Here is a 20,410-nt window from a genome sequence, read left to right on the forward strand (position 1 = left end):
ATCCGCGGCAGCAGGTTCGCGTGAGTCGCAGCTCAAAGCACTGAAGGAGACGTAGGCATGCGAGTTGTTGTGGCGTTGGGCGGCAACGCCCTGGCCCGGCGCGGGGAGCCGATGACGGCCGACCGGCTGCGGGCGAATGTGAAGTCGACCTGCCAGGCGCTGGCCGGGTTGGCGCGCGAGAACGAGGTCGTCATCACCCACGGGAACGGCCCGCAGGTCGGGCTCCTGGCGCTGCAGAACCTCGCCTACCAGGACGTCGCCGCCTATCCGCTGGACATCCTCGGCGCCGAAACCCAGGGCATGATCGGGTACGTCATCCAGCAGGAGCTCACCAACGCCCTCGCCGGCGAACGCGAGGTCGCGGCCGTGCTCACGACGACGGTCGTGGACGAGGACGACCCGGCCTTCGACCGGCCGACGAAGCTGATCGGCCCGACCTACTCCGCGCAGGACGCGGCGGAAGCCGCGGCCGAGTACCGCTGGACGATCGCCCGCGACGGCGCGGCCTTCCGGCGTGTCGTCCCGTCGCCCGACCCGGTTCGCGTCGTGCAGGCGCCGATGGTCCGGCTGCTCCTGGAGAACGATCGGCTCGTGGTGTGCGTCGGTGGCGGCGGGGTGCCCGTCAAGGCCGACCAGAAGGGGCGCCAGACGGGCATGCAGGCGGTGGTCGACAAGGACCTCGCGAGCGCCGCGCTGGCCGCCGAGCTCGAAGCCGACACGCTGATCATGCTCACCGACGGCGACTTCGTCAGCGAGAACTGGGGAACGCCCGAGCAGCGCAACATCCTCACCGCCTCGGCCGACGCGATCTCGGCCCTCGCGTTCGCCGAAGGCTCGATGAAGCCGAAGGTCGACGCCGCGATCCGCGTGGCGCGGGCCGGTGGACGCGCGCTGATCGGCCCGCTCGACCGGCTCGACGATCTGCTGGCCCGCAAGGTCGGCACCGAGATCCGCGGCGAGGTGGCCGAAGGCATCGTCTACGCCTAGGAACGACGAAGCGGGGGCCCGGCCGCGAAGGAGGAGTCCGGGCCTCCGGCCGGGTCAGTTCGATTCCGCCTTCTTCGCCCTGGACGCGGCTGTGACTGCGGCGTCTGAAGTTCCGCTACCCGCACCGCCATCCAGAACGAGGTCGGAAGAACCTCATTCCGACCGCGTCGCCGCGTCGTGGGGGCCGTGCAGGTACCGCCCGGTCTCCATGTGGTCGAGCACGAGTTCGCCGACCAGAGCCACGTTCCGCTGAGCGATCGCGTCGTACAGCGTCCGGTGTTCCTCGGCCACACGCATCAGATCGTCGTGCTGGACCAGCAACCACCGGATCCGGCTGCGCATCGTCTGCCCGAGCTCGTTCAGCAGATGGTTTCCCGCCAGCTCGGTGACGATCTCGTGGAAGTCCGCCGCCGACCGGCGCGCGGCGATGGCGTTGTCGACGCGTGCCGCCTCCAACTCGGCATCCAGCGCGGCGCGGAGCCGGGCCAGGCCCTCGCGGGTGTGGCGCTGCGCGGCGAGCTTGAACGTGAGCACCTCCAACGCGGAACGAACCTCGTTGATGTCGGCGATGTCGGTGGGCGTGAACTCCCGCACGACCGCCCAGGTCCGAGGCCGGGGCGTCACGAGGCCCTCGGCCACGAGCGTCTTCAGCGCGTCGCGCACCGGCACCCGGCTCACGCCCAGCTCATTGGCCAGGTCGCGCTCGACGAGCTTGCTCCCCGGCTTCCGGATGCCGTCGAGGATCTCGTCGCGGATGTGCCGGACGACTCGGGCCGATTCGGGCTCGTCACCTGCAACTGCCATGACCGGCATTCTTCCACCTCCGGGAGATGCCACCACGTTCGCCGCACCGGTCACAGCGGTTCCCTTGCGCCCAACGGCATTTCGCCGGGCGGTCGTCGGCGATGTCGGTGAACTGCCGTGAAAGCACCGCAGACATGCGCCGACTGTGTAATGTGGATCACAGATCGCTCCGGGATGGTGGGAGTGCCGTGACGAGATGTCCTGGCGAGTACGACGGGTTGATGTCGTAGTGAGCCTTCATCCTGGTCCGCAGTGTCAGGCCAGGCCCCGGATGCACAGGGGTCGTGAGTGCCTATGGTCGTCATAGCAGCCATGACCACTCACGACCCAGAGCCACCGGCATTCCGCACAGCGGATGGAAAAGCTCAGTGAAACGAGACGAGGAAGCAACGTGGAAGAGAAGCTGACCGGGCTGCTGCGGGAGTTGGAAGAATTCGGCGAGACCAACGATGCGGCGACCGGCGACCGAAGCCGGAAGATGCTGAACATCACCCACGACACCGGCAAGTTCCTCGCGTTGCTCGTCAAGGTCGGCAAGTGCGAGAACGTGCTGGAGATCGGGACGTCGAACGGCTACTCGACGCTGTGGCTCGCCGACGCGGTGGGTGCGGACGGCTCGGTCACGACGATTGAACGAGCGCCGCACAAGATCGCGATGGCGGAGCAGAACTTCCGGCGCGCCGGGCTCCGCCCCCGCATTCAGCAGATCGCGGACGACGCCGGCCGATTCATCGCATCACGCGCCGCCGGCGAGTACGACTTCATCTTCTTGGACAGCGATCGTGGCCAGTACGCCGACTGGTGGCCTTCGTTGCAGCGGATCCTCGCGGACGGCTGCCTGCTCGTCGTCGACAACGCGATCTCCCACGCGCACCAGATGGAAGACTTCAACCGGCTGGTCGCAGCCTCGGACGGTTACCTCAGCTCCCTGGCCCCGATCGGCAAAGGCGAGCTGCTGATCCTGAAGGACACCTGATCAAGCGTTGGCGGAACGCGTCCAGAACCACGGGCCCTCGGCGTTGGTGAAGCTGTCGATGTGCGAGCCGAAAGCCGTGCACGGGCGCTAGATGATCTATTCCAAGGGGTTCAGCGGTCGTCCATGAGCAGGAAGGCGAGCGCCTCTCGGAGGTTGTGCTCGGCGATTCCCCTCATGGAGTCGCGGTCGGGGAAGTCGCCGTCGAGGAGCCGCAGTGGTCCGGCGACGAGAGACAGGTGCATCGCCAGCGTGTAGAACGTCAGACGCTGCTCGTCGAGGCCACGGCGGTCCAGCCACCGGTAGTGCTCGCCGAAGCGCAGTCGCAAGAACGCGTGCTCCCACTCGACATCGAAGAACATCAATCCCTCGAAGTCGATGAGGACCGGCTGCCCATGCCGGTCCACCAGCACGTGGTCCGGCCCGAGCTCACCGTGGATGAGCCCGTACTGCGATCGTGGGCGCACAGCCGCAGCCAGTTTGCGAACTACAGTCTCCAGCTGGTCGTGGGAACGTGTGATCCGCGTGTCGCGAGAGGCGGCTTCGGTGAGATCATCGAGGGCGCGGCTCAGGACGACCTGCTCACATGAGCTGTCCTCGGAGGCGCCGCCCCTGTCGATCAGGGCGACTTTCCCGAAGCGTGGCCCCTGGTGCCTCTGCATCGCACCGAGCGCCTCGGCGAGTCGTGCCATGGTCGCTTCCACGCTGCGCGAGTTCTGGTGGAGCAGTGCTTCCAAGTTGTCGCCGGGCACGTCCTCGACCACCGCGACGTCTGCCGGGCAGTGGCTCCCGCCACGGTCGGCCAGATGGATCCGGGGCGTGCGGATTCCAAGGGTGTCCAGATGCCGGTGGGCGGCTTCGAAGAGCTCGATGCCGGAGGCAGGCGAGAGGGGGTCCGTGTGGTTGTCGGCGTCGTCGGCTTGTGTGGTGGGCCAGTAGTTCTCGGAGTCGTCCCAGATGTAGACGATCGCGGTGGAGCCATCGTCGATGGTGAGGCGATATACGCCCTTCTTGCTTCCACCTCGGAGCCGCGAGACGCCGACGAGGCGGTGTTCGGTGCCCAGAGCCGCACGCGCGACGCCTTCCAGGTGATCCCGTGTGACAACACTGCGTACCGCGTCCACGACCTGCCTCCCCCCCCGATGTATCGACTGCGCGGTCCCCGCTGCTGGAGGAAGACGCTGCCGCTCAGGCATGCCACGCATGAGCGACCGATCTTAGGAGATGCCTGCGCGCATAGAAGGAGGGAATCCAACGTCGGTGTGTGAAGACGGACTTGGACTCCCTCGCGACCGCACTCTATGTGCGAGCGCGGCGGCGGGCATGCGTTCTCACACTGCGGAGCAGGCCGGCACCGGATCGCTACTGGATGTTCACCGTGACCGGTTCGCTGCCGGTCGCCCGCACGGTCACGATCGGTGCTCCGGGTGGGGAGGTGACCTCGCCGCCGGCCGCCGAGACGGTGTAGCCGTCCGGGTAGTGCAGGTCGGACACGTAGATTTCGGTCTGGGCCGTGCCGTTGGGGCGGTAGGTGTAGCGGAAAGCGCCGTTGTCCGGGTCGAAGTTCATCGAGACCGGTGTGCCCGCGGTGGCCTGCGGATAGGTGCGCACGAGTTGGCGTCCGGCCTCACCGAGGAACGGGTCCTCTTCGGGTTCCGGGCCGCTGATGCTCGCGTAGTGCCAGTACTGCCATCCGATGAAGCGCTCGTCGGCGCGCGACAGCGAGTTGCCGAGCACCTTGGGGTCGTTGTCGCCGAACTCCGTGAGCAGCGCCGGTGTTCCGGTGCGTTCGGTGAACTTGTCGGCGTTGCCCCAGGTGATGTCGTGCTGCAGCGGGCACATGCCGATCAGTTCCTTGGGCATGCCCAGGTAGATCGCCGACTGGCTGATGATGCAGTAGTCGTGGAAGGAGAACGCGACGTTCGGGTCGTCGATCGGTGGGGTCAGCGGCGGTTCGGCGAGGTGGGTCGGCATGGTCTGGTTCCAGGTGACGTTGGGTTCCCAGAACACCGGCAGGGTGGGGGAGACCTCGCGGATCCGCTCGGTCAGATCCTCGTGCACGGCTTGGTACTGGCGGTCGAACAACGGGCAGCCGAACGGGAAGCAGGTCGGGAAGGCCGTTCCGGGCCACGGTTCGTTCAGCAGCTCGATGCCGAGCACGTTCGGCTTGTCGGCGACCCGGGCGGCCAGGGCGGCCAGCGCGTCACCGAGGTGGTCGACGACGCCGTTCGTGTTGTGCCAGACCTCGTCCCAGCCCGCGTTCATGCTCGGCATCAGGTAGTAGAGGGGGAATCCCGGGTTCGACTCCCACGACTGCGGTCGCGCCTCGATGGCCCACTCCGGAAAACCGTTGCCGTCCCAGCTCTTGCTCAGTCCGTCCTGGTGGTTGTCCAGCAACACGTGGATCCCGGACGCCCCCAGCACGTCGATGACCCCGGCGAGGCGGTCGAGGTAGGCCTCGTCGACGTCGCCCCGGGAAGGCATGAGTCCGTCGAAGGACACCCCGAGCCGAACGGTGTTGAACCCGTGCCGAGCCAGCAACCGTGCGTCGTCGGCGGTCAACGTGAAGCCGTCACCGGGCTCGATGTACGGGGCGTCCTTGTCGACGTTGTTCACGCCGTGCAGCAGCACCACGCGGTTCTGCTCGTCGACGAACCAGCGACCGTCGATGCGCAGCGGGGGATCGGCGGGCGCGGCCTGTGCCGGGGCCGCGGCGCCCACCATGGTCGATGCGAGCGCGAGGACGAGCAACAACCTGGGCAACCGCAACATGCTGCCTCCTGTCGAATCACCACCGGACGAGGATCATATGAATAATTCTCACGTTTGGCCAGGGCGTGCCCGCCCCGGGCTCCTGTCTCCGCGGGCTCACAGGTGCCATGCGGTGTCGTCCGGCCTGGAACGCCGTGCTCAAGGCCGGGCGGCGGCCAGCGGGCCGGTGCCGGGAAGGACGTTGAACACCAGCTGGGTCTCGGTCTGCCGGACGGCCCGGTGGACGTTGATGTGCTCCAGGACCAGGTCGCGCAGCACTTCCGGGGACGCGACGGCGACGTGCAGGAGGTAGTCGTCCTCGCCGGCGACGTGGAACGCGGTCAGCATGCCGGGGATCTTCGCGAGCTTGGCGTGGAACCTGAGCACCTCGTCGCGATTGTGGCTGCCCAGCCGCACCTTGATGAGCGCCTGGATCGGCAGGCCGAGCGCGGCGAGGTCGAGCTGCGCGTGGAACCCCGCGATGACGCCGGCCTCCCGCAGCGCGCGCACTCGGTGGATGCAGGTCGATTCCGCGATGCCGACCCGCGCGGCCAGCGCGGCGTTGGTGATGCGGCCGTCGGCCGCGAGCTCGGCCAGGATCTCCAGATCGGTGGCGTCCAGCCCGGCCTGCTCCGGCGAATTCCTCGATACGGCCACCTTCACCACGCCACCTTCCGTCATAATCCTCGGTGATATCGCCACAAACCGAGGTTTCTTCGTCCATTGCGCTTCACACCGATGTTTTCTTGCATCCTACGGCGCATGACGCAGAGTGCTCGCTCCTTCGATTCGATCGCCGTCCACGCAGGCCGGGAAGACCTGATCCGACTCGGCGTGCACGCCCCGCCGATCGACCTCTCATCGACCAACCCGCTGCCCGGCTCCGAGGCCGGTGGCGCGTCCTACGAGTCCATGGCCGGCGGTGGCCGGCCGCTTGCCGAAGGCGGCGCCGTGTACGCGCGGTTGTGGAACCCGACGGTCGCCCGGTTCGAGTCGGCGTTGGCGCAGCTGGAGCGAACTGAAGATGCCGTGGCGTTCTCCTCCGGAATGGCCGCCATGACGGCATCGGTACTGGCCGCCAAGGCCGAACTCGGCGGCCGCCACGTCGTGGCCGTGCGGCCGCTGTACGGGGGAACCGATCACCTCCTCGCCTCGGGGCTGCTCGACGTCGAGGTCACCTACTGCGAGCCGCACCAGGTCGCCGACGCGGTGACCGGGCACACCTGCCTGGTGGTGGTCGAGACACCCGCCAATCCCACCCTGGAGCTCACCGACATCGGTGCCGTGGTGACCGCCGCGGCAGGGCGCCCGGTGTTGGTGGACAACACCTTCGCCACCCCGGTGCTCCAGCAACCCGCCCTGCACGGCGCGGACCTGGTGCTGCACAGCGCCACGAAGTACCTCGGCGGTCATGGCGACGTGGTCGGGGGTGTGATCGCGGCCGATGCGGGATGGTCGGCGGCGTTGCGGCGGGTCCGTGCGGTGACCGGAGCCCTGCTGCACCCGATGGCCGGGTACCTGTTGCACCGAGGTCTCGCCACGCTGCCGGTCCGCGTCCGAAGGCAGCAGGAGACGGCTGCGGAACTGGCCGATTGGCTGCGCTTCCGGCCCGGCGTCCGACAGGTGTTCTACCCGGGGCTGGACGGCAACGGCGCAGGCCTCCTCGGGCGCCAGATGAGCGGGTCGGGCGCCATGATCTCCATCCGGCTCGCAGGCGGTCACGAGCACGCGATGCGGGTCACCGACCGGGTTCGGCTGTTCACCCACGCCGTCTCGCTGGGCGGAGTGGATTCGCTCATCGAGCATCCGGCGGCGCTGACGCACCGCCCGGTTCCGGAAGGGGCCCGCCCGGGCGCGGACATCCTGCGGCTGTCCATCGGCCTGGAGGACGTCGAAGACCTGCGCGCCGACCTCGACCAAGCCCTCGCCGCCGCCTCGGCCGGCGCGCTGGTGGAGGCCGCGAGCAGCGGAGCACCTGGCTCAGGGCACTGAGCGGATCTGCCTTCAGCCCGGCGAAACCCCGTCCCACGACGCGTGTTCCGCGGCGGCGACGGGGAAGTCGGTGTGGTGAAGCCGATCCGGCTGGTGCACCGCACGGAAATGGCGCAACGGCCGGCGAACACCATCCAGGCGTCCGTGCTCCGCCCCGGCCTTACCGGATGTGGCCGTCGTCGGGTGGTTGAACGCCTGCGTTTCGCGAGATGTCCGGGTAGTCGTTGTCGGCCAGCGTCGGCAGGCGCGTCCAACCCCACCGCGTCTCCTGCGAAACGCGCAGGTCGTAGCGGTCCACCGGGAGCTGGTAGCGGACCACGAACACGTTCCCCCACGGCAGTCGGGGCGGTCCGCCGGGCAGTTCCGCGGCCAGCCGGGTCTGCGTCCACTCCCGGGTCGTCTGCGTCCAGGCGCCGCCCCACTCCAGGTAACTGATGTTGTCCAGCCACTCCGGCGGCAGCCCTTCGTCGGCGGTCAGCCGCACCGTCGGCGTGTCCGTGACACCGTCGCGGATGCCGACCTGGTCGACGCAGGGCCACAACGGCGCATTGATGTGGTTCGCCAGCACCGGCCGGCCGCGGGTGAGTTCGGTGATCGGGCGGGATTCGGTCGTCTTGGGTTCCGCGACGGCCAACCACGACCGCGCCCCGGTCACCTGGTCGGTCGCGACGACCCGCACCGACTGCGCGCCCGCCGGGATCGGGACCGCGAGCTGCTGCCATTCCCGCAACGCGGATCGGCGCAACTCCGGGTGCAGCTGCTGCGCGACGACACCGCCAGGACGCGCGAACTCGACCTCCAGGGCCTGGCCGGCGAGCAGCCCCGCCACCGGCACCGTCACGTGCGTGCCCTGGCCGGACAGCGGGTACCAGCCGGTGACCAGTCGACCGACGCCCGGTGCCGTCCCGTCCGGACGATCGGTGTTCCAGATCGTCACCGGCTCCGGCCACGGGCCGGCCGGCAGCACGTCGCCGACCTGGAAGTCCCCGGCGAGTTCCGGCGCGCTCGGTGCGCCGAGCCGTCCGGACGGCAGCTGCACCCGAACATCGCCGGCCAGGCCGCAGCCGTCGCCGAACAAGGTCTGCGCGCCGGAGCGCGCGATCGTCCACCCCGGTGCCTGCCCGATCGGCGCGTAGCAGAACAACGCGACCAGCAGCAGCACCGAGCCGATCGACGCAGCGCCCAGCACCGCGCGGTCCGGGCCCACGCGCACCGGCTCGCCACGCCGGCGACGCCACTTCGCCCACGAGTACGCCACCACCGCGATGCCGATCCACAACAGCGGATTGCGCAGGTAGAGCGGGCCGAAGTGCGGTTCGAGGTTGTTGGTCTGCGAATCCGGGTTGAGGTGTTCGCCGAAGCGCTGCCCGGCGTCGGAGAACGGGATCCACCAGTTGTCCCCGGCGAAGCTCAGCGAAACCGCACCGATGATCAGCACCAGGCTCGCTCCCGCGACCACCGGCCCGGCTCGGCGCGGCAACGGCGAGCGCAGCAGCGCCGCCGCCAGCAGGACCGTCGGCGCGGCGGCCACCGCGTGGAAGTGGCTCACCCACTTGGTCGGGCTGAACGCGATCAGCACCAGCGCGATCGCGGTGGTGACCGCGCTGGTGATCAGCAGGCGGCGGATCGGATCCCGGCCCATGCCACCACGTCCGCTGGCCAACGCGACCACGCCGACGATCGCCAACGTCAGCAACACCGGTAGCCGCCGCGCCCAACCGGCCGTGTTCAGCAGCGTGTTGTAGTGCTCGAACTCCTCGTACCAGGGGAAGGACAGGTAGTACCAGCGGTGGATGTCGGTCGCTTCAAGGACATCGCCCAAGCTCGCGTCGGCGAAACCCACTGGCACGACAACGGTCGCCGAAGCCGCCGCCAGCAACACCGCGGCGACGCGCCCCGACCAGGGCTTCCGGTGGAGCCAGCGCAGCAGCCACGGCACGCTCAGCACCAGGGGAGCGGCGGCGACCAGGCCGGACGGCGAGGCGGTCATCGCCAGCGCCGCGAACATCGTCGCCACCGCTAACGCGCCGATCGAATGCCGCAGGGCGGCGGCCTCCGCGAAGAGCAGCGCCGCCGCCGCGCAGACCACGATCACCGGTTCCGGGCGCAGCGACATGCCGTAGGACAAGAACCAGACCAGGTGCGCGACCAGCAGCGCCCAGGGCACCGCGCGGAGGTTGGCCGCACGTCCGAGCAGCGTGGCGAAGACGATGCGCAGCAGCACCCAGGTCGCGAGCCCGCAGAACATCGGGACCAGGCGCATCCACCAGAGCGACCAGCCGCCGAGCTCGCCCCACCACTGCAGCAGGTACTGGCTCAGCACGAACGGGTTCTCCGTCGCGTTGAACATGTAGACGAAGTTGCCGACGTAGCCGGATTCGCCCGCGTTGCGGGCCATCATCAGGTACCAGCCGTCGTCCATGTTGACCGGCCCGAGCAGCACCCACGCCGCGGCGACCAGCACCATCACCGCGTCGGCGGCGGCGAAGCGGGGGATCGTCAGGCCGCTCATCGACTGCCGGCCCCGCCACCGCCGCCATGCGAGCACCAACAGCGCGATCAGGCACGCCGAGTGTGCCAGCAGGAGCGCGATTTTCAAGGCACTGGGCGAGGATTCGTAGCGCGCATCGGGGTGCAGCGCGACTTCGAGGCCGTCGACCGAGCACGTGGTGGACAGCTCGGAGACCTGCGGCGGCAGCAGGTCCGGCCGGTTCACCAGGAGCGTGCCGTCTCGGGAGACGCGGATTCCGGTGGCGTCGGCCATCACCTGGTACTCGCACGTCGCGCGCAGCGGGTCGGCGAGGATCTCGCTGCCGTCGACCAGGAACCGTGCTTGCCCTGCCCGCGCGGCCACTTCCAGGCCGGGGTTGCCCGGGGCGTGCGTGCGCAACGCGGGTGCGGTGCTGGTGCGCAGCGCTTCGCACGGGATCGTGGCGGTGAAGTCCAGCGGCCGGTACGGGGACAGCGGCAACACCGTCGACGGCGTCGCGTCACCGGCTCGCGGCCAGGTGACCAGCGGCGCATCCGTCTTCACCGGCGCGAGCACGGCGAGCACTCCGAGCAAGAGCGTCAGACCGGCCAACGCGGCGAGCCGGCGATTGCCGCGCGGGGCGCGGTCGTGCCGGCTCGGCGGAACGTCTCCCAAGCTCTGCCTCATTCTTCGTGATCAAAGGGGAGAAGTTCACTGACCGCCCAAGGCCGCTATCCCCGTGCGTCAATCTTGCAGCATGATCGGCGCAGTCGACAGCAGATTACGAAAGCCGGGAAGGCTGCCCGCGAAGTCAGCGGGAACCGCCCGTGCACCCGTGCTTCGAGCGACCGGGCAAGGAGAACGCGCCCCGTCAGCGAGATGACTTCCACGGCCGCAGCTTCTCGGGGTTTCGCACGGCCCAGATGTTCTTGATCTTCCCTGCTGCGATGCCGAACGCGTACACGGTCACGATGACGCCGTGTTGCTGGGCGACCAGACCGGGCTGGCCGTTGACCGTTCGTTCCAGGAACGTCACATCGGGGGCGAGGGTCGCAAGACCCACCAGGCCACGCGCGATCTGCTGCGCGCCTTCGATCGGGTGGCGGCTGACGCTGGCGAGCCCGCCGCCGTCGCCGATCACCGTGACGCGGGGGTCGAGGAGACCGATGAGGGCGTCGATGTCCTTGGCTTCCCAGGCCTGCTTGAAGTCCCGGACGATGTCGGCTCGCCGGGCTGCCGGGGTCGCGGGTGCCTGCGCGGTGCGGATGCGGCGGCGGGCCGAGGTGGCAAGTTGGCGGCAGGCCGCCGGTGTCCGGCCGACGATGTCGGCCACTTCGGGAAAGGCGTAGCGGAAGACGTCGTGGAGGATGAACACGACGCGTTCCGCCGGGGTCATCGACTCGAGCACGACGAGGAAGGCCATGTTGATCGACTCGTCGAGGGTGACCCGGTCGGCCGGGTCGACGACGCCGCCGGTCCACTCCGCGGGTTCGGGTAGCGGCTCGGGGAGCCATTCGCCCACGTAGCGCTCCCGCCGGGCGCGGGCCGAGCCGAGCAGGTTGAGGCAGATGCGGCTGGCCACCTTCGTCAGCCAGGCGCCGGGGGATGCGATGGCGTCCTGCTCCTCCCGGGACAGGGTGTACCAGCGCGCGTAGGTCTCCTGGACGGCATCCTCGGCATCGGCCAAGGAGCCGAGGAGCCGATAGGCGAGATTGATCAGCTGACGCCGCTCGCTCATGATCGCGCCCAGGTTCGGGTCGGATCGGTCGTGCGCGGGTTCGGATCGCGTGGTCATGGTGTCGCCGGCTCCCTCGGTCGCAGCTGTCCTCACCAGTAGGACAAGACAGCGCGCCGAACTGTGACATCGCCACCTCGCCTCACATTCCGGGGGCCGGCGTTGTCGAACCGGTGTGACGCCGTCCAGCGCGCCACTGAGACCGAGAGGAACACCTGGCCATGTCCACACCCACGACGACCCAGCGCGATGACATCAAGTCGCGACTGCCCGACCTCACCGACCAGTTCCCCGAGCTGGCGAAGCTCTCCGCGGCCGTCCTCAACGCCACCCGGAACGGTCCCGTCGCGCAGGGCACCGTCGGCCTGATGCAGCTCCGAGCCGGGCAGATCGTCGGCAGCACCTACCACACCATTCGAGCAACCGAAAACCTCCGCAAGGCAGGGGAGGCCGAGGAACGCATCACCGCCGTCGTCACCTGGCAGGACGCGCCCTACTTCACCGACGCCGAACGAGTCGTTCTGGAACTGGTGGAGGCCGTCCTCACCCCGAACCCGTTCGGGGAGCGCGTCTCCGACGAGCTGTTCGCCAAGGCCGCCGCCCACTACGACGACCAAGCGCTCTGGACGCTCACCATGGCGATGGGGCATTTCTGCTTGTTCGTCCCGGTCGCTCTCATCGGCAAGCCGATCCCCGGCAGGCCCCCGGGGAAGAACTACAGCAAGTAACGCCAACCGGTTCGGGGTGCGGGCGCCCGCACCCCGAACGCGGAAATGTCCGACCTGAGGAGAAACCAGATGCCAACGGACCAGGAAGCCGACAACAAGGCGACGTTCCGCCGCTTCCACGACGCCATGAACATCCGTGATGCGGAGATCATCGCGAAGACGATCGACGAGCTCGTCGTGCCGGACGTGCAGTTCCACACGCCGGTGCCGATGGATGTGGGCGGAGCGCAGGCCCTCAAGCAGGTGTGGGCGGTACTCCTGCGCGCGTTCCCCGACATTCACGTCGCGGTCGAGGAAATGGTCGCCGAGGGGGACAAGGTCGTGTTCAGGAACACGGTGACCGGGACCCACCTGGGCGAGTACCGGGGCCTCCAGCCCACCGGAAAAGCCGTTACCTACAACGAGATCTTCATCGTCCGCTTCGCCGGCGGCCGGATCGTCGAGATCCGAGGAGTCGTCGACGTCTTCGCGCAGCTGCGACAGCTCGGCGCGATTCCCGGAGAGTTCTAGGAGAAACTCCTGATCCGGGCGACCGCGATCTTACAGGTTCGTATTGGGTCGTCCGGTTCCAGCTGTTCGGTGTCTCTTGTGGACAGGGTGTCGCGTGTGAGGCTGGGGTGATCGCCGCGCGGTTATCGAGGTGCTTCAACCACAGCCCGCACAGCAGGATCGTCAGGTCGGGAGCATGAGCAGCAAGGCGACCCGCCACCTCGCCGCGACGATGCGGGAGGCGCGGGAGGCCATCGCCGCCGGCGATGTTCAGGCCGCGCACGTGGCGAACTCCAGGTTGCACGACGAGATCACCGAGCTCTCCGGCAACGCGCTGCTGGGGAAGACGCTTGAGCCCTCATGGGTCAGGTCGGCTGGCTGCGCCGCAAGATCGAGGATTTCGACCTCATCCACGCCGAGCACGAGACGCTGTGCGAGGCCATTTCCTCGGGCGACCCCGGTGTGGCGGCCGCCGCGGCCAGCGACCACGTGCGCGCGTCCCGGGTACGAGCAGCATTTCACCTAGTTACCGCGCCGCGTGTTCATTAACGCGTGTCAACGGCAGCTGGATCATGGCTCTGGCGCGGTTTCCGTGAATCTGGCCTGGGGCTCAGTCGCTGAGGAGGATGCGTTTGCGGAGCAGGTCGGGCTTGGCTCGGCCGAACATTTGTCTTTTGATCATTTTGATCCGGTTGACGTGCCCTTCCGCCGGGCCGCTGTTGTAGGGCAGGGTCAGTCCGGCGGTGACGGCGTCCTGGTCGCGTCGCAGGCCAAGGACGAAGGAGCGCAAGGCCGGGTGATCGTCAGCGTCGACAGCGGCCATCCATCCCTCCAGATCCTGACCGCGCACGCCCCACATCATGGTGGCGAAGGCACGGACATGACCAGCCAGCGCGGTAAGTTGTGGACTGGCAGCGAGAATCGCGTCGAGCCGGCATTGGCTCTTTGATTCCATGTTGGACGGATCGCTCATGATCCAACCCACGACCCGCCGCACCGAAGGTGGTTTGAGGGGCGGCGGGGGAACGCGGCCGGCTGCGCGAAACGGCGAACGGTCCCACGCGCCAGTCCGAGTTGAGCGGAGATTGCTCTGATGCCCACGCCTTCGGCGCGCAAGGCATGGATGGCGGAGTAGCGCTCCCGCGTTGGGCCGGGGCTTGTCAAGTGGTTTGTGTATGTCGGGTTAGTTGAGGTGGGGGTCGAGTCGGTCGGGGAAGTGCAGGGCGAGTTGGCCGAGGGCTTGTTTCCAGCCGTGCACGGTGGCGCCTTCGACCAGGCGGGCGGGGGCGTTGCGTTGGGTGGGCGGTAGGGCTCGCCGGTCGCGGTTGGAACGACGCTGCTCGGCCACACCTGGGGCGCCGGCAGCAGCGCGTCCATCCTGTCGATCATCAACGACATGAACGCCCGAGGTGGCCTCGGCGCCGGCTTCACGCTGGCTCCGGGACGCTGAGTTTTTCGAGGTGAACGGCACCTTCGCATCGCCTGGCGAAGCAAAGGCGCCGTTCGCTCTTCATCCATCAGGACGTACGGCTCTCGCTACCGATGCGGGCACGCGCGCGATCACGCCCCGAAAGAATTGATCTCATAAAAACTTCTTGTCGGATTTCCCGGAGCCTCTTGACGTAACCGACAGTGCACGCGGAATATTCACGGCGCTGCGGGAACGCAGAAGAGACTTTCGACCATTTCGTACTCAGGCCGCCGCTTGATACCGTTGTCTTGTTGTAGCAGTAGTCGCCGAGGGGGTGATGGTGTTACCGCGACGCATAGGAGCCTATCGCTGCGATCCTCATGTGCGTAGCGTAGTTTCACGCACAAGTCTCCGAATAACAGCGATTTTAAACGCCGCATGCGCCCGAATTGCAGCCTGCGGTTGCCTTGTATCGGGCCAATTGTGCGCAATAGGTAGCTAATCATCTCGATTTTACGGTTACTCGGGAGTTCATCCGAGTTGTCGGGATGGGCTGTTCGCCATATTGGGCAGCCATCGCGACCGGGTATCCCGATGTAATTCCCCCAAGCTCATCGAGGAGCACCGATGACAACGATGACCACTACGGCCGCTGTGGTAAACAGTACTACATATGCATCATCCCAGCTCGGCCTCGCTGTTGACTCGCGTCATCCCACGAAGATGGAAACCTGGTGGGTGGCGCCGGATGGTGCGGTGAAGGGTTCGTTCTTCCAGGAGAGCCCACCTTGGCATACCTACGAGGTCGCACCCGCGGGATCCGCATCCACGACCACGCGCATTACTGCCCTCTCGCGTCTTCCTGAGGCTATGGAAATCTGGTGGGTGGCGCCGGATGGCGCGGTGAAGGGTGCATACCATTATGATGGCGGAGTTTGGACGACCTACCCGATCGCACCCGCAGGATCCGCATCTCCGGACAGCCGTTGTGCTGCTGTCTCGCGTATTCCTACGAGTATGGAAATCTTTTGGGTGGCGCCGGATGGTGCGGTGAAGGGCGCGTACTGGTATGACGACAAAACAGGCTGGCATACCTTCGATATCGCACCCGCAGGATCCGCATCCACGACCGGCCACCTTTCTGCTCTCTCGCGTTTTCCCACAGCTCTGGAAATCTGGTGGGTGGCACCGAATGGTGCGGTAAAGGACGCGTTCAAATACACCGACGTCGAACAACCTTGGCGGGTCATCGAGATCGCACCCGCAGGATCCTCAGAGCCTGTGTGACGGGCGACGGGGTCGTGGCCACCGTGTAGCACGGTGGCTGGGGGTGCTGCGGCTTGGGTTGTGGGTCGGGCTGGCCGGTAGAGGGTCTTGTTGCGGAGCATGGCGAACAGGACGTCGCAACGTCGTCGGGCCAGGCAGATCAGTGCGGCGTTGTGTTTCTTGCCCTCGGCTCTGTTGGGTCGGCCCGAGGCGCGGTGCCGGTCTCTCGACTGGTCCGTTTCCTCGGGCCGCCCGCCGAACCCGGCGTGCCCATTACTGAGCACCGGGCTCTCCACAAGTCCCGGCCGAGCGGCCGGTATTCCTCAACTGGTGGCGGCCCACGGTGTCGGGATCTTCGTCCCTCGGTAGCGGTAGCGGATGATCCGCATCCGGCCGGGGTCGAAGAGGTAGTACTGACCGTCGGTGGGCCACCATTCGCCGCCGCAGAAGCGCCGTCGGAGGTCCTTCCAGGTGATCTTGCGGTGTTTGCGCCTGATCCATCCCATTACCCGTTCCCAGGCGTACTTGGACAGGTATTGGAACGTCGAGGCGGACACCCCGGCCCGGAAGTAGGTGGCCCAGACCCGCAGCACCGGATTGAGCCGGCGCAGCAGGACCGCCAAGGGTTCGTTGTTGTTCTCCCGGCAGGATCTTCTTGACCTTAGCCATGACCGCCTTGAGGGCCTTCTTGGCCGGATAGGTGTAGATGTGCTGCCGGTTGGTGCCCCGCTTGCGGTGACGCTGGATGCGCCAGCCGAGGAAGTCGAGACCCTCGTCGATATGGGTGACCATCGTCTTGGCTTCCGACAGGCGCAGGCCCATCGGCGCCAGGACCGCCGCCACCGCGTCACGCACTCCTTCGGCGTGTGCGCGGTTGCCGGAGACCATGACCAGGAAATCGTCCGCATACCGGATCAACCGGTAGTTGGCCTGGCCACGCAACCGTCGCTTGCGATGCTCCCACTCACGGGTGGCCGGGCCGCCCTCGACCTGGGCGAGATACTCGTCCAGGACCGACAGGGCGATGTTGGCCAGCAGCGGCGCGAGGATGCCTCCCTGCGGAGTGCCGGTCTCGGTGTTCCTGAACTGCCGGTCCTGGCTGAGGATCCCTGCTTTCAGGAACGCCTTCACCAGAGCCAGAACGCGTTTGTCCCCGACACGACGGCGCCGCGTCGGTATTCACCCACGTCCTCCCGGCATTCCAGCATCCTCCTTGCTGACTTGCTGGTCTCCTTCCCTATGTACCGGGCTTTCCCCGGCTCGGAGTACTACGAGACCTCCGCCCCGCCCCACGCCCCTCAGTCGGCAACGGACCTGCCCGCCGCCCGGCTGGCTGCTGCGCGGGGAGGGCGAACGGGGGCGGTTCCCACGTTCACTCGGTGTTCGATCGGCCAGGCAGGCACCCAGCTCTACCCCGGCAGCATCGCCACGCCTACGCCGCAGACCTTCGGCGTAGCCTCCTCAACGGTCGAAAAAGGCGGTGTCGGAGTCGGTCCCCTCGCAAAACTGGGACCGCGCACTGCATCTCGGCCCATATCCACCAGGTTGGAGCCGGTACTACGCTTACGGGGCGTCAACCACTGGTTCGCTTTCGCTGTACCCTCTGGCCTCGCTAGCCGGACCCGCACCATCTGGCAGTGCTGGCGCGTCCCGACATCGTCGGAGCTGCTTCATGCTGCGCCCGCCCGGCTTGCGCTCAGCAAGGCGCGGTAGCGCTCGTTCAGGCTGCCGCCGGCGGCCAGCTCGCCGGGCGGTCCCCGGAACACCGCCCGTCCGGAATCCAGTACGCACACCTGGTTGCAGGACTGGACATCGCCCATGAGGTGCGTGCTCAACACCACGCAGCAGGTCTCGCCGAGTTCGCGCAGCAGCGCGCGGAAATCCACCTGCTGCTCGGGGTCCAGACCGGCGGTCGGCTCGTCGAGCAGCAGGATCTTCGGATCATTCACAATGGCCTGCGCGATGCCTACCCGTCGGCGCATGCCGCCGGAGAGCCGCTTGAGCTTGTCGTCCGCGCGGTCGACCAGCCCCACCCGGGTCAGCGCTCGGTCCACCGCCATCGGCAGCTCCGCCGCGGGGACCTCCGTCAACCAGGCGAAGTTCTCCACGAACGCCCGCACAGTGAACCTCGGGTAGTAGCCGAACTCCTGCGGCAGGTAGCCGATTCGGCGGCGGATCTCGCGCAGGTCGGTGCGGCCCAGCAGCCGGACCGAACCGCTGCTCGGGGTGATCAGTGTGGCCAGCACTCGCAACAGCGTCGACTTCCCGGCGCCGTTCGGACCGAGCAGGCCGTGCACCCCGACGCCGAGCTGCGCGGTGATCCCGTCCAGCACGGTGCGGCGTCCGAATCGGACGGTCAGGTCCTGGATTTCGATGGTAGGCAACGGATCAACTCCTGAACGTGTGGTGGAGGCTCGCGCGGCGCACGTACAGCACGGCGAGGGAGAGGACGATCAGCGCCGACCACAGCACCGGCAGCGGGCCGTCGAACAGCACCGGCACCCGGCCGTCGAGCATGGGTGCGCCCGCGAGCACGAACCAGCTCACCGCGACCGCGGCGGCCACCGGCTCCAGCCGGAACAGCGACCCCGCAACCGCAACCGTAAAATGGGGCTCCGCATTCGAAGTCGACCACCTGATCCCGCTGTCCTGCAACGAAATCAGACGACTCTGGTCCACCCTCGCCTCGATCGTGTCCGTGGTCGGTGTGCTGGCCTCGGTCGCCTTGACCTGATGGACACGATGGAAGGAGGTTGCACACGGTCGTTACTTCCGCCCTGCCTCAACGCACCACGCGGCGTACCGTCGCGCCAACTGCGCCAGCCACTCCGGCGCGTCGCCGGAGCAGGCAAGTCGCGGGCGCCCTCCGCCGCGAATGTGTCGATCGGTCATTCGAACTGGATTCGTGCGCGACCCCAGTCGGGGGCGTTCAGGTAGTGCTCGTAGCCGGCGGTGCGCAGCACCCGACGGGCGTGGTTCTCGGCGGCGTCCGCGCTGAGATCCTCCGCGTGATCCTGCACGACGACCGGACGTGATCCTCGCCGGGGCGGGAGCGTCTCAAGCGCCGCGTGGTGGGCGTGCAGGTCGATAAGATGATGGCATCCGATGCAGGTCCGACGAAGGTACGTGGTGATCAGTGGCGACGCCGTCCAGCAAGTTGTACCGGCATGAGAAGCCGCTGCGCGACATCGTCGGCGAACGCATCCGGAACGGGATCTACGACGGGACGCTGCCGCCCGGCACCCGCCTCGTCGAGCGCGAGCTCGCCGAGCAGTACTCGGTCTCGCGACTGCCCGTCCGCGAGGCGCTCCGCATCCTGCAGAACGAGGGGATCGTCGAGTACCTGCCCACTCGCGGGCTCGTCGTGCGCGTGCTCGACCGGCGCCAGGTGAGGGAACTGTTCGACGTTCGCGAGATGCTGGAGATCCTCGCCGCCCAGCAGGCGGCCGAGCACATCGCGGAGGGGACCGAGAACCACCTCGCCGCGACGATGCGGGAGGCGCGGGAGGCCATCGCCGCCGGCGATGTCCAGGCCGCGCACGCGGCGAACTCCAGGCTGCACGACGAGATCACCGAGCTCTCCGGCAACGCGCTGCTGGGGAAGACGCTCGAGCCCCTCATGGGTCAGGTCGGCTGGCTGCGCCGCAAGATCGAGGACTTCGACCTCATCCACGCCGAGCACGAGACGCTGTGCGAGGCCATTTCCTCGGGCGACCCCGGCGTGGCGGCCGCCGCGGCCAGCGACCACGTGCGCGCGTCCCGCGAACGCACGCTGGAGTTCCTCTTCGGCACCTGAACCTCCCCGGACCACGGCCGGGGAGGTTCGACCTCGCCCGCATCAGCCTGGTCGGACCTGCGCTGAACGCCCGGCCGCTCCGGGCCGTGTCGCCAGCACGTCGACGACCAGCCTGCTGGCGCTGGGCAGCGGCTCGACGATCTCGACGAAGCCGAGTTCGGCAAGCCGGCGAGCGGTCTGGCTCAGCGGCCCGCCGGCGACGATGACCGCCTCCGCGCCGTCCTCGTCGACGCAGACCCTCGCCGCCGCGGCCAACTCCGAGTACTGCCGTTCGGGGTCGCGGGCGAGGGCCAGCGGGGCCGAATCGGTGAGGCGCACGCCGGTGAACGTCTCGGCCCTGCCGTGTCCCTCGACCAATCCGGCGAGGGAGTCGACGAGCAGCGGAGTGCTGGTGGCCATGCCGAACCGTCGGCCCCGACCGGCCGCGGCGAGGATCGAGGCCTGCCCGATCCCCACGACCGGCACGTCCAACGAGGCGGCGAGTTCCGCACGGCCGGGATCGCCGATCGCACCGACGATCACCGCGACGGCCCGGTCGCCGACCGGCCCGGTGAGGTGGCGCCGCACCACGTCCACGACGTGCCCGGCGGCCTCGGCGAGGGCGTCGGGATCGGTGATCATCGAAGGGCCTCGCGCGACCGTGATGCCCTCGACCGCGAGGCCGGCCGGTGCCAGGTGGCGCTGCGCCAGATCAGCCATCATCGTGGTCGTTTCCCGGTTCGTGTTGGGATTCACCACGATGACCGTCGGAGCGTCGGTGTGCGACAACAGGGCCGTCCTCTCAAGGTGTGGCTGCATCTCCGGCGGAGGCGTCCGGCGGAGCATCGCGGGCATCGCTATCAGCCGAGGATCGTCGAAGGCGGCGCTCGACACGACCGGAGCCCCGGGCGCGATCGGCCGATGCCGCGCGGGGAACCCCCCCCCCCCCTCTCCCCGCTTGGGGGCTCCCCCCCCCCACCCTGTTGCCCTCCCCCGTTCCGACACGCGGTCTTCCCCCTTTCCACTGTT

Annotated in this window: 20 protein-coding genes and 2 pseudogenes; 9 read left to right on the plus strand and 13 right to left on the minus strand. The window is 68.0% G+C overall.

The window, feature by feature from the left end; translation table 11 throughout:
- The first annotated feature begins 57 nt into the window (after nt 1-57).
- Nucleotides 58-987 carry a carbamate kinase gene (locus AC07EQ_RS21015; protein WP_478389605.1) on the plus strand — a complete coding sequence of 310 codons (930 nt, stop codon included), beginning with the start codon at nt 58-60 and terminating at the stop codon, nt 985-987.
- A gap of 153 nt (nt 988-1,140) precedes the next feature.
- Here AC07EQ_RS21015 and AC07EQ_RS21020 read toward each other — a convergent pair whose 3' ends face one another.
- Complete coding sequence (locus AC07EQ_RS21020; RefSeq protein WP_478389606.1) at nt 1,141-1,791, minus strand: GntR family transcriptional regulator; 651 nt, start codon at nt 1,789-1,791, stop codon at nt 1,141-1,143.
- A gap of 391 nt (nt 1,792-2,182) precedes the next feature.
- On the opposite strand from AC07EQ_RS21020, the gene AC07EQ_RS21025 reads away from it, so the two are divergent.
- A complete protein-coding gene (locus AC07EQ_RS21025; RefSeq protein WP_478389607.1) occupies nt 2,183-2,767 on the plus strand; it encodes an O-methyltransferase in 585 nt (194 codons plus the stop codon).
- Nucleotides 2,768-2,877: 110 nt separating this feature from the next.
- Here AC07EQ_RS21025 and AC07EQ_RS21030 read toward each other — a convergent pair whose 3' ends face one another.
- The 3 genes from AC07EQ_RS21030 to AC07EQ_RS21040 all read right to left on the minus strand — a co-directional run bounded on the left by AC07EQ_RS21030 (nt 2,878) and on the right by AC07EQ_RS21040 (nt 6,178).
- On the minus strand, nt 2,878-3,888 hold the full coding sequence (locus AC07EQ_RS21030) for a phosphotransferase family protein (protein ID WP_478389608.1): 1,011 nt from the start codon (nt 3,886-3,888) through the stop codon (nt 2,878-2,880).
- Between the two features lie 238 nt (nt 3,889-4,126).
- Nucleotides 4,127-5,536, minus strand: a complete 1,410-nt coding sequence (locus AC07EQ_RS21035) for an endoglycoceramidase I (RefSeq protein ID WP_478389609.1) — start codon at nt 5,534-5,536, stop codon at nt 4,127-4,129.
- A 138-nt stretch (nt 5,537-5,674) separates the two neighbouring features.
- The gene (locus AC07EQ_RS21040) at nt 5,675-6,178 is read right to left on the minus strand and encodes an Lrp/AsnC family transcriptional regulator (protein WP_478389610.1); all 504 of its coding nucleotides are present in this window, start codon (nt 6,176-6,178) and stop codon (nt 5,675-5,677) included.
- 99 nt (nt 6,179-6,277) lie between these two features.
- On the opposite strand from AC07EQ_RS21040, the gene AC07EQ_RS21045 reads away from it, so the two are divergent.
- Nucleotides 6,278-7,507, plus strand: coding sequence for a trans-sulfuration enzyme family protein (locus AC07EQ_RS21045; RefSeq protein WP_478389611.1), 1,230 nt, complete (start codon nt 6,278-6,280; stop codon nt 7,505-7,507).
- A gap of 160 nt (nt 7,508-7,667) precedes the next feature.
- Here AC07EQ_RS21045 and AC07EQ_RS21050 read toward each other — a convergent pair whose 3' ends face one another.
- Entirely contained in the window at nt 7,668-10,664 is a 2,997-nt protein-coding gene (locus AC07EQ_RS21050) for an arabinosyltransferase domain-containing protein (RefSeq protein ID WP_478389612.1), read from the minus strand.
- 184 nt (nt 10,665-10,848) lie between these two features.
- Nucleotides 10,849-11,772: an RNA polymerase sigma factor SigJ gene (gene sigJ / locus AC07EQ_RS21055; RefSeq protein WP_478389613.1), complete on the minus strand. Its 924-nt coding sequence runs from the start codon at nt 11,770-11,772 to the stop codon at nt 10,849-10,851.
- A gap of 161 nt (nt 11,773-11,933) precedes the next feature.
- Between sigJ and AC07EQ_RS21060 the strand changes: the two genes are divergently transcribed.
- The 4 genes and pseudogenes from AC07EQ_RS21060 (at nt 11,934) to AC07EQ_RS21075 (ending at nt 13,478) form a co-directional block, all read left to right on the plus strand.
- Complete coding sequence (locus AC07EQ_RS21060; RefSeq protein ID WP_478389614.1) at nt 11,934-12,440, plus strand: carboxymuconolactone decarboxylase family protein; 507 nt, start codon at nt 11,934-11,936, stop codon at nt 12,438-12,440.
- A gap of 69 nt (nt 12,441-12,509) precedes the next feature.
- Nucleotides 12,510-12,950 (plus strand): ester cyclase, encoded by a 441-nt coding sequence (locus AC07EQ_RS21065; RefSeq protein WP_478389615.1) that lies wholly within the window; start codon nt 12,510-12,512, stop codon nt 12,948-12,950.
- A gap of 211 nt (nt 12,951-13,161) precedes the next feature.
- Nucleotides 13,162-13,260: pseudogene (locus AC07EQ_RS21070) on the plus strand (GntR family transcriptional regulator); the annotation flags it as partial.
- Nucleotides 13,261-13,289: 29 nt separating this feature from the next.
- Nucleotides 13,290-13,478: a hypothetical protein gene (locus AC07EQ_RS21075; RefSeq protein ID WP_478389654.1), complete on the plus strand. Its 189-nt coding sequence runs from the start codon at nt 13,290-13,292 to the stop codon at nt 13,476-13,478.
- Between the two features lie 61 nt (nt 13,479-13,539).
- On the opposite strand, the gene AC07EQ_RS21080 is transcribed toward AC07EQ_RS21075, so the two are convergent.
- Nucleotides 13,540-13,902, minus strand: coding sequence for an ISL3 family transposase (locus AC07EQ_RS21080; RefSeq protein ID WP_478389616.1), 363 nt, complete (start codon nt 13,900-13,902; stop codon nt 13,540-13,542).
- Between the two features lie 1,065 nt (nt 13,903-14,967).
- Here AC07EQ_RS21080 and AC07EQ_RS21085 point away from each other — a divergent pair.
- Entirely contained in the window at nt 14,968-15,627 is a 660-nt protein-coding gene (locus AC07EQ_RS21085; RefSeq protein WP_478389655.1) for a hypothetical protein, read from the plus strand.
- Nucleotides 15,628-15,929: 302 nt separating this feature from the next.
- Here AC07EQ_RS21085 and AC07EQ_RS21090 read toward each other — a convergent pair whose 3' ends face one another.
- The 5 genes and pseudogenes from AC07EQ_RS21090 to AC07EQ_RS21110 all read right to left on the minus strand — a co-directional run bounded on the left by AC07EQ_RS21090 (nt 15,930) and on the right by AC07EQ_RS21110 (nt 18,626).
- Nucleotides 15,930-16,457, minus strand: coding sequence for a group II intron maturase-specific domain-containing protein (locus AC07EQ_RS21090; RefSeq protein ID WP_478389653.1), 528 nt, complete (start codon nt 16,455-16,457; stop codon nt 15,930-15,932).
- Nucleotides 16,363-16,737: pseudogene (locus AC07EQ_RS21095) on the minus strand (reverse transcriptase/maturase family protein); the annotation flags it as partial. The gene AC07EQ_RS21090 and the pseudogene AC07EQ_RS21095, both read right to left, overlap by 95 nt.
- A gap of 539 nt (nt 16,738-17,276) precedes the next feature.
- Nucleotides 17,277-17,990, minus strand: coding sequence for an ABC transporter ATP-binding protein (locus tag AC07EQ_RS21100; protein ID WP_478389617.1), 714 nt, complete (start codon nt 17,988-17,990; stop codon nt 17,277-17,279).
- A 4-nt stretch (nt 17,991-17,994) separates the two neighbouring features.
- Nucleotides 17,995-18,171, minus strand: coding sequence for a hypothetical protein (locus tag AC07EQ_RS21105; protein ID WP_478389618.1), 177 nt, complete (start codon nt 18,169-18,171; stop codon nt 17,995-17,997).
- Between the two features lie 323 nt (nt 18,172-18,494).
- Complete coding sequence (locus AC07EQ_RS21110; RefSeq protein WP_478389619.1) at nt 18,495-18,626, minus strand: hypothetical protein; 132 nt, start codon at nt 18,624-18,626, stop codon at nt 18,495-18,497.
- 116 nt (nt 18,627-18,742) lie between these two features.
- On the opposite strand from AC07EQ_RS21110, the gene AC07EQ_RS21115 reads away from it, so the two are divergent.
- Nucleotides 18,743-19,402 (plus strand): GntR family transcriptional regulator, encoded by a 660-nt coding sequence (locus AC07EQ_RS21115; protein ID WP_478389620.1) that lies wholly within the window; start codon nt 18,743-18,745, stop codon nt 19,400-19,402.
- Between the two features lie 42 nt (nt 19,403-19,444).
- On the opposite strand, the gene AC07EQ_RS21120 is transcribed toward AC07EQ_RS21115, so the two are convergent.
- Nucleotides 19,445-20,170, minus strand: a complete 726-nt coding sequence (locus tag AC07EQ_RS21120) for an aspartate/glutamate racemase family protein (protein WP_478389621.1) — start codon at nt 20,168-20,170, stop codon at nt 19,445-19,447.
- Between the last annotated feature and the right edge of the window lie 240 nt (nt 20,171-20,410).

The organism is Saccharopolyspora sp. NPDC045839 (assembly GCF_056431645.1).

What these genes read in the sequence shown, in the direction of transcription:
- AC07EQ_RS21050 (WP_478389612.1), bottom strand. Translation starts at nt 10,664, where the DNA reads ATGAGGCAGAGCTTGGGAGACGTTCCGCCGAGCCGGCACGACCGCGCC.
- AC07EQ_RS21080 (WP_478389616.1), bottom strand. Translation starts at nt 13,902, where the DNA reads ATGAGCGATCCGTCCAACATGGAATCAAAGAGCCAATGCCGGCTCGAC.
- AC07EQ_RS21045 (WP_478389611.1), top strand. Translation starts at nt 6,278, where the DNA reads ATGACGCAGAGTGCTCGCTCCTTCGATTCGATCGCCGTCCACGCAGGC.
- AC07EQ_RS21060 (WP_478389614.1), top strand. Translation starts at nt 11,934, where the DNA reads ATGTCCACACCCACGACGACCCAGCGCGATGACATCAAGTCGCGACTG.
- sigJ (WP_478389613.1), bottom strand. Translation starts at nt 11,772, where the DNA reads ATGACCACGCGATCCGAACCCGCGCACGACCGATCCGACCCGAACCTG.
- AC07EQ_RS21035 (WP_478389609.1), bottom strand. Translation starts at nt 5,536, where the DNA reads ATGTTGCGGTTGCCCAGGTTGTTGCTCGTCCTCGCGCTCGCATCGACC.
- AC07EQ_RS21015 (WP_478389605.1), top strand. Translation starts at nt 58, where the DNA reads ATGCGAGTTGTTGTGGCGTTGGGCGGCAACGCCCTGGCCCGGCGCGGG.
- AC07EQ_RS21065 (WP_478389615.1), top strand. Translation starts at nt 12,510, where the DNA reads ATGCCAACGGACCAGGAAGCCGACAACAAGGCGACGTTCCGCCGCTTC.
- AC07EQ_RS21085 (WP_478389655.1), top strand. Translation starts at nt 14,968, where the DNA reads ATGACAACGATGACCACTACGGCCGCTGTGGTAAACAGTACTACATAT.
- AC07EQ_RS21075 (WP_478389654.1), top strand. Translation starts at nt 13,290, where the DNA reads ATGGGTCAGGTCGGCTGGCTGCGCCGCAAGATCGAGGATTTCGACCTC.
- AC07EQ_RS21020 (WP_478389606.1), bottom strand. Translation starts at nt 1,791, where the DNA reads ATGGCAGTTGCAGGTGACGAGCCCGAATCGGCCCGAGTCGTCCGGCAC.